This is a genomic window from Candidatus Neomarinimicrobiota bacterium, from assembly GCA_034716895.1.
Lineage (GTDB): Bacteria > Fidelibacterota > UBA8477 > UBA8477 > JABMPR01 > JABMPR01.
The window spans coordinates 28,707-36,260 of record JAYEKW010000127.1 but is presented as its reverse complement, the minus strand read 5'-3'; the positions used below and the strand labels follow the sequence as shown (position 1 = coordinate 36,260).

The following is a 7,554-nucleotide window of genomic DNA, read 5'->3' as shown; positions in this document are numbered from 1 at the left end:
ATGAGATCAGGTCGGCGTCACTGGGAACGATGGTCATCCCTGGTTTTTTTACTTCACCCCAGACCCGGATAGTCATGCTTAACTTTCCTGTTTCCGGATCAATGATATATCTTGGATCTGATGATCTGCTACCATCATTTTGAGCCCAGACAAGCTGAACCAGAAAGAGCATTGTAAGGATAATTATCAGTTTTTTATTCAAGGTATACCCCTTTAAAATTCCATATCATCTAGAAATGGTAATTAATTCCAATTTTCTGCATATCAGCCAACTCGTGCTGACTGAATGTGTAGCCAATAATAAACTTTTTCAGGCCGATGCCAAGGCCAAAGGAAGGGCTGTAACCATCATGACCGCCACGAATAAATACCATATCCTTGATACTGATCTCAACACCATATTGCCTCACATCCACATAACGTGTTTGTGTTCCTGAAGAGATCGTTATGGCAGTGGCGTATTGTGGCAGCAACTGCGTGATCGAAAAACCTGTTGACCAGTTGCGTTTGATGGCATCCTGGTGCTCAGTATCCCAGTAGACCGGTGTATTCAATATATCACTGACAAACAACCCAGTGGAAAACTCTGTATTGGCAAAAATATCATTGAAACCTGTCAGATCGAAGAATAGCTGCCCGCCAATATCGATTCCTGACCCAAGACCACGATTCTCCACCAACAGTTTATCCAGGTATTTCACTGAGATGCCCAGAGGGACCCGGAAAGGGATCTTGAAAAATTTCCAACCCAGGTTGAGTATAAATTCAAACTCCCTGGCCAATGAAAGAAAAACGGCATCCTCCCTGTACTGGATAAGATCATTTTGACTATCGGCTAGTAGCAGAACAGAGTCACGTCTGGCATCAGGGGGTAATCCGGAAAGATTTGGTCGAAAATATAGATCATCTATACTGTTATGAATCACGGTGAGGCCAAGGTTGTACTTATCACCGATGGGGTAAGCAAGTTCGAAACCATAGTTAGTGGATAAGCTGGCGAATTGCTCATAAACAAGGCTGAACCGGGATGAAGACCCCTGCGCATAACCAGCCGGGTTGTTCAGCGCATGACCATTGACAAGCTTGGCTGCGACGGTGCTGTTACCCATTGATTGAACCTGTGGATAAAGACTGGCCAGCAAAAATGCATCAGCATATTCACCAGCAAAACCTGGCTTAAAGATCAAAACCACGATTAATGCCAACTGACTAAGCCGTTTCATCGATTCTTAACCATCTTCCCGACTGGTCCAACCAGTACGTCATCATCAAGATCACCCTTGATCCGATAAAAATACACACCGTTCGCTACAAAATCATCATTCCGGTCACGACCATTCCAGGGAACTTCATGATAACCAATCGCACCCAGAGGGATGCTGACCCGGGCGTTGAAACCATCAATACTATGCAGTTTATATCCTGATATCGTAAATATTTCAATGACAACATTGGAGAGGGGTTGGGTGAGCTCAAAAATGATCAGGGTCTCACCTTCAAACGGATTTGGAAAATTACCATAGTCAATGATCTTGGCACCGCCGGCGACAACTCCGCTAACTTCTACACGGTCAGACCAGTTTCCCAGAGCGTCCTGAACCCTGTAAGAAATTTGATGTTCGCCGACAGTCATGTCCAGAGCTGCTGACATACTGATGATTCGAGCTGTTTCTGTGGTATCCCCCATTTGGACTGTCACAGGGGTTGCATCTACCATTATTTCAACATCCCCACTTTTCCAGGAAAAGCCATTTTCATCTTCTGCCAAGAGATTCAAGCGACTGTTTGCCAGGATGTAGTCTCCATCGAAGAACATCTGCCCTTCTATCATCATTGAGACATCGGGTCCATCTGAATTTTGCTTGACCCCCATAGCGACATACCCTTGTCCATGTAGTTGATATTCCTGGCCTGTTGTAGCAAGGATCTGCCAGGCTGCCAAATCCGGATCCTTTAAAAATAGTGCTTTTGCAGATTTGATTCGAATTGGCAGGTCTTGAGCAACCGTTTCAATCAGGTAAACCGTTGAGTCCTGATAGAGATTGACACCGGGCAGTGCTTCGATATTATTTTGATATTGAGAAATCCGGATCCAGGCTGTATCAGCAGCGTTAGCATACAGAACCCCGTCAGACCACATTGAAATGGAGTCTGTTGTTTGCCCGTTAAAACTGATGCCAATTTCAGGTAGCAACTGGAAATGGGTCGGTGTTAAGCTTGCTTGTAGATTATTATCATTCAGGTTTGAATCATCTTCCAGCAGTAGTGAAACATTTATTTCAACTGGCCCTGATCCAAAGAAAGACGGAATAAATATGGTATTGTTACCTTCCCGAATGGGCACATCATTAACAATGGTTTGCTCGAATCCTGGAGCCGTTTCATGATGCTCTAAAGTGGCGACTGCCTGCTGTAGCCCTTGTAGCGAATATTCCAATAGCCACCCACACCGATTCGCTTCAACACCTTCACGTATTGCACTGAGTGTCAGAGAGATAGACTCAGGTAGATAAAGTCTGAATGTCGCAGAATTCTGAATGAATAATCCGCCCATATAAACGGTGAATGAGTAAGTGATGTTTGAATTTCCTGCGAGAATTCGAACAGTATCCGGCAGGGACCACCAATCACCGTCCCATTCCAGGTTGTAGGATCCATGATTTCCACTGAAGGTAACCACCAGACTATCGACCGGTATTACTGGACTAGAGTGAAACTGGACATTCAAGGGTATATGCTCAACAGCTTCCAGTTCTGCAGCTGTGGGTGACTGATGTTCAAACCAGTTAGCAGAGATCGAATAGGATGCATAACCCTGGATAGCAGACAGATCAGCACCACGATCCAGTGTATAGATTGTCCTGCTCTCCCCGCTGGGAGGTTCTGATTCTTGATTGAATAGGTATTGGTGAATATTATCGGTGTCATAACTCAGGGCACCCGACCACCAGGGGTGTCCATCGGCATCAATGGGTAAAAGTTTGAGGGTACCCGTTTGATTTCCAGTATAGTGAAGGTCAATCTGGTCGGTTTGGGAGTAAATCATTTTTTCAGAACTGATCAGTTCCTGAGATTCTGGCAATAACAGCCGTGTTGTGGGATCTCCCAGAAAATTGTATTGAAACAGCATGCTGGGCTTGAGATAATTGTAGCCACTGTTCGCCAGGAAATATTCCATACGAGCAACATTGATGCACTTCCCTACGGGTGTACGATCCTCCAGCAGATGACGCAGCAGAGGCTGAACCATGAGGTAGTCATTGATCACCCAGCCAACACCGGAGGAACCAAACCAACCGATGGCTCCTGTTGGAGATTCAGTCAGCACAACCTCTCCCAATCCTCTGGTTTGAGCAAACGAAGCGGTAAAACAAGTCATACTGGTAATAAATGCCGGGGGTGTTTCCTCGTCAAGATATTGGATATCATCCCGGACAAACAGGGAGCGATCAGCCCAAACTGCACCGCCACCATGTCCCAGGAAATTGATCAACATCTTACCTTCATTCCACTGGGCAACAAGAGAATCTGTATCGCCCCAGAAGATCTGTCCTTCTGAATCACGATCAATGAAGATGCGTGAAGGCATAAATGATTTTGGAATGTTGTTCCTGAGTAATAATTCACTCTGAGTCTTAAAAGTATTTTCAAACCCGGCAATGGTGATCAATTCATTCTGCCATGAGCCATAATTGTCCCCTTGTCCATATCCAATGAGTTTAGTGATAGTCGTACCAAGATCTTCGATACTGCTACAGGGAATTCGGCCAATATTTAAATCTGGCAGGTAGTCGTTACCATTAATAAGCGAATACCAGTAATCGGCCTCAGCTGCGCCCCAACCGTAGGTCTGCATATAAAAAGTAGGGACATTTCTCAGTCGTGTATCTCGTTTAGCCTGCTGTGGATTGGCAATGGCATCACCGATGAGGAGTACATACTCAGGCGAAGATGGCCATTGATTATTGGCATACTGGAGAAAAGATCTGATGGCATATGGTGAATTGATGCCCCAGTTGAACTCATCATAAATATCAGCAACTGAAACAACAATGGGATCCCAGCCTTCACTTACTTTAAATGCAATATATTCTTCCAGTTCTTCTTCGAATTCAGGGATGGTGATAATAATAAGATCGCCGTCTTGTTCTCGTAGGGATGCGCTGGTATCCACTACAATGCGTACAGGCTTTAACAGGCTTTCTACACTGGCAGTCCAGTAATCCGGTGTGGCATCGCTTGCCTGGTCCTGAAATACCAGACTGAATTCAGCTGTTTCCGAGTCCCAATTCTCACGAATATTGTAGCCGGTAATCCTGGAAAGTCCCTCCTTATACAGAACTAAATCATGGGATGTAAAGCCCTTGATCTCAAACTCAAGATTGGTGGATGGATTGATATATGATTTCCGAAAGGTGAGCCTGTTGTTGTGAGTTACCAGCAAATGTTCATATCCGATCTCCAGCCAATTAACCACAACACGGTCATAATTGCCTGCTTGAGTGCTAGCCGGGATAAAAGTTGCCAGTACGTTATTTCCATCAGCAAGAATATTGTGGGATAAATTGAGAGCCTGGGGTGATGCCAGGATATACGCTTCCTGTTGGGTCCAACTACCAGAGCCAATGGAAATATCATTTAGAAATGCAAATATGGTATGGGCGGCTGTAGCTGTGTCACTATAAGTGAGTCCATGCAGCCCAATTGACACCTGGATGTTTTCACTGGAACCACGAAAAGGGTCTGCCAGGAAAAAATCAATCTCTTTGGTAGAACCTGAATTAACTGAGTTCCAGAAATAGTGATCCCGAGTAATGGTCGGCAGGTCAACATCGACCTGTCCCAAGCGATCAAACAGGAGGTCTTCTTCAATATGCGTCACATCCCAAAAAGTGGTCGGTCTGACAGGATCCTGATCCACCAGAGCTCCAGATTCTTCGATAAACCTGAGCCCATCTGTGCCACCCCAGTTGAGCCAATACACGTTAATATCAGAAAAGGGGTCAAAATACTGAGTGGTGCCACTGAAGTAATTCTGTGTTCCGATAAAATCGAAATAATCTCCTGATTCGAATACCCCATCACCACTATCGTTGACATAGATCGCCTGCTCTTCACCCTTATGAATGATTTTCAAAGACCTGCTTTGGATCTGATCGTCCGGAAAATCTTCAATTGAGGCTAGTGAATCGTAATGGATACGGTAAATACCATCAGCCAGTGTGTAGAGTTTAAGCTGTCCTTGTCCCAGACCAGTTTGAATTGAATTCACCTGTTGCAAATCAGGTTTTTGGATCTGATTCAAGTAAAGGTCACTCTCTAAAGCAGAATTGGCCGCTATATGATTCGAGGCAATGGATACAGTCAAGTATTCAGGTATTTTCCACTGATGATCCACACCATCATACTGTGCTCCCAACACATTAACCACCCAAAGTTGATGATCATCTTCATCGCGGATAAGTCTGGTCATCACCCAACCAGTCATCTGATCACTTACCCGTGTTGTTGATATATCCAAACCTTTGGCCTGTTCTGAAACTGACTCAATTGTCCGGGCTATGGCCAACGATCGTACAACACCGTTGACAACTTGGATATCCGGTGGTCCTGAAGCTGTATGGATCAATTTTGAGAGAACTGGTACGAGATATCCATTTCCATCAACTGTGGTATTCCAGTTTGGGAATTCGATCCCTGAATTATTGAGTTTAATATGTGCCTGAGCCGGCATATTCAGATGCCAGCGATAAACACCCCGGGCTATTTCACTTACTTCAGAAAGTTGACCAGACCCCTGTTCCATGGCAATTGATGAACCCAGAATCAGGCTCAAGAGTAATACAACTCTCATATTAGAAAATAAGATTATTGAGCACTTTGCGTAATTGGTTCTCATCCAATCCGCGTTTCATGAGGCCGTTGTACACATGTGACAATACACCGGTTTCTTCAGAAACGACCAATATATGGGCATCCGTTTCCTCCGATAAGCCCAGTGCTGCCAAATGCCTGGTTCCAAGCTTCATTCTTGCTCCACGGGGTTCCTCTGAGAGTGGTAGAATGCATTTTGCAGAATCTATGACTTCATTGCATATAATGACGGCCCCATCATGTAAAGGTGAGGTGGGATTAAAGATAGAGACTAATAATTCAGCAGAGACACGAGCATTAATACTGGTAGACTTTTCTTTGATATGCTTGAGACCTACTTCACCTTCCATGACGATCAGCATGCCCCAACGACGTTTCTGGCATACTTCGATCGATTCCATGATCTCATCCACCATTACCAGATTCTTGACTTTGAAAAGGAACCGAACAAAGGGATTTTGACCTAGATAAATAAGAATACGCCTCAGCTCAGGTTGGAACAGAATCACTACGGCAATCACCCAGACAGTAGAAAGAGTTGATAACAACCAGGACATTCCATGTAGTTCAGACCATCGTACTACAACAGACAAAAGAATAAGAATAAGAATTCCTGAAAGTAACTGAGCAGCCCTGGTGCCCCTAAAGATCTTGTAAAGGGAGTATAGCACGAAGGCTACAGCAAGAATATCAACCACATCATAAACACGTACTGAAAGAAATGCTATGGAGAATAATTCATAGCGCCAAAAATATATGGTAACAATGGCAACCAGAAGGCTGAGTATTAATAATAGAATATTCTTCTTATCAGACATTAAAACAATTTAATCCGAATGTTTTTGAATGGCAGTGAAGAGTTCAAGCATTTGTTTAGTTTCAGCAACATCATGAACTCGATAAATTTCAACATTTTCTTGGTATGCAGCCAAGGCAGCCGCCAGAGATCCTCCCAATCGTTGATCTGGTTCTGAATTATCAAGCATTCCAATAAATGATTTTCTGGAAGCGCCCAAAAGAAGTGGTCGTCCATGTTTATGAAAATGCTGCATGTTTTTCAGGATACTTAGATTATTCTTCAAAGTCTTACCAAATCCAATTCCCGGATCAAATACGATCTGCTTGGATTGAAGACCAGTTGAGAGTGCCACTTTTAATCGTTCAGTAAAGAACTGGTCGATTTCTTCAACGATATCAGTATAACGAGGATCTTCTTGCATTGTGGCGGGAGTACCTTGCATATGCATCATCACATATCCAGCCTGGGTATCTGAGATCAATTTAAGCATGTTGGTATCGTTCCTGCCTGCCGAGACATCATTAATGATGTGAGCACCGTTTGCCAGGGCTGCTTCAGCAACAACCGCTTTTTGCGTGTCCACGGATATGAGTGCTTTAGATCCAGCGGCTAATGCATTTATGATGGGTAATATACGAGATAATTCTGTTTCTGCTGTGATGGGAGAACTGCCGGGACGAGTCGATTCACCGCCGATATCAATGATCTCTGCTCCCTCCTGGATAAGACGATAACCATGTGCTATGGCCCTATCATGGCTGAAGAAATTCCCACCGTCGCTGAATGAATCAGGAGTTACATTCAGGATTCCCATTAACATGGGTCCACCAAAATGAAACTCCTGCCCTTTGACCAGCCAAGCTCTATCGTTGCTCTTCATA

5 protein-coding genes are annotated in these 7,554 nt (G+C 44.2%); all 5 read right to left on the bottom strand.

Annotated elements, in window-relative coordinates:
• Positions 1 to 202 (bottom strand): hypothetical protein (locus U9Q77_08375; protein MEA3287376.1); only part of this gene is annotated, 202 nt, incomplete at its 3' end.
• 28 nt (positions 203 to 230) lie between these two features.
• A complete protein-coding gene (locus U9Q77_08370; GenBank protein MEA3287375.1) occupies positions 231 to 1,223 on the bottom strand; it encodes a hypothetical protein in 993 nt (330 codons plus the stop codon).
• Positions 1,220 to 5,836 (bottom strand): C25 family cysteine peptidase, encoded by a 4,617-nt coding sequence (locus U9Q77_08365; protein MEA3287374.1) that lies wholly within the window; start codon positions 5,834 to 5,836, stop codon positions 1,220 to 1,222. Before U9Q77_08365 ends, U9Q77_08370 begins: the two co-directional genes overlap by 4 nt.
• Before the next feature lie 19 nt (positions 5,837 to 5,855).
• Positions 5,856 to 6,692, bottom strand: coding sequence for a diadenylate cyclase CdaA (gene cdaA, locus U9Q77_08360; protein MEA3287373.1), 837 nt, complete (start codon positions 6,690 to 6,692; stop codon positions 5,856 to 5,858).
• Between the two features lie 9 nt (positions 6,693 to 6,701).
• Positions 6,702 to 7,553 (bottom strand): dihydropteroate synthase, encoded by an 852-nt coding sequence (gene folP, locus U9Q77_08355; GenBank protein ID MEA3287372.1) that lies wholly within the window; start codon positions 7,551 to 7,553, stop codon positions 6,702 to 6,704.
• Position 7,554: the final 1 nt, after the last annotated feature.

Bases quoted from the DNA above. Each gene is read 5' to 3' on its own strand.
- cdaA (MEA3287373.1), bottom strand. From the start codon at position 6,692: ATGTCTGATAAGAAGAATATTCTATTATTAATACTCAGCCTTCTGGTT.
- U9Q77_08370 (MEA3287375.1), bottom strand. From the start codon at position 1,223: ATGAAACGGCTTAGTCAGTTGGCATTAATCGTGGTTTTGATCTTTAAG.
- folP (MEA3287372.1), bottom strand. From the start codon at position 7,553: ATGAAGAGCAACGATAGAGCTTGGCTGGTCAAAGGGCAGGAGTTTCAT.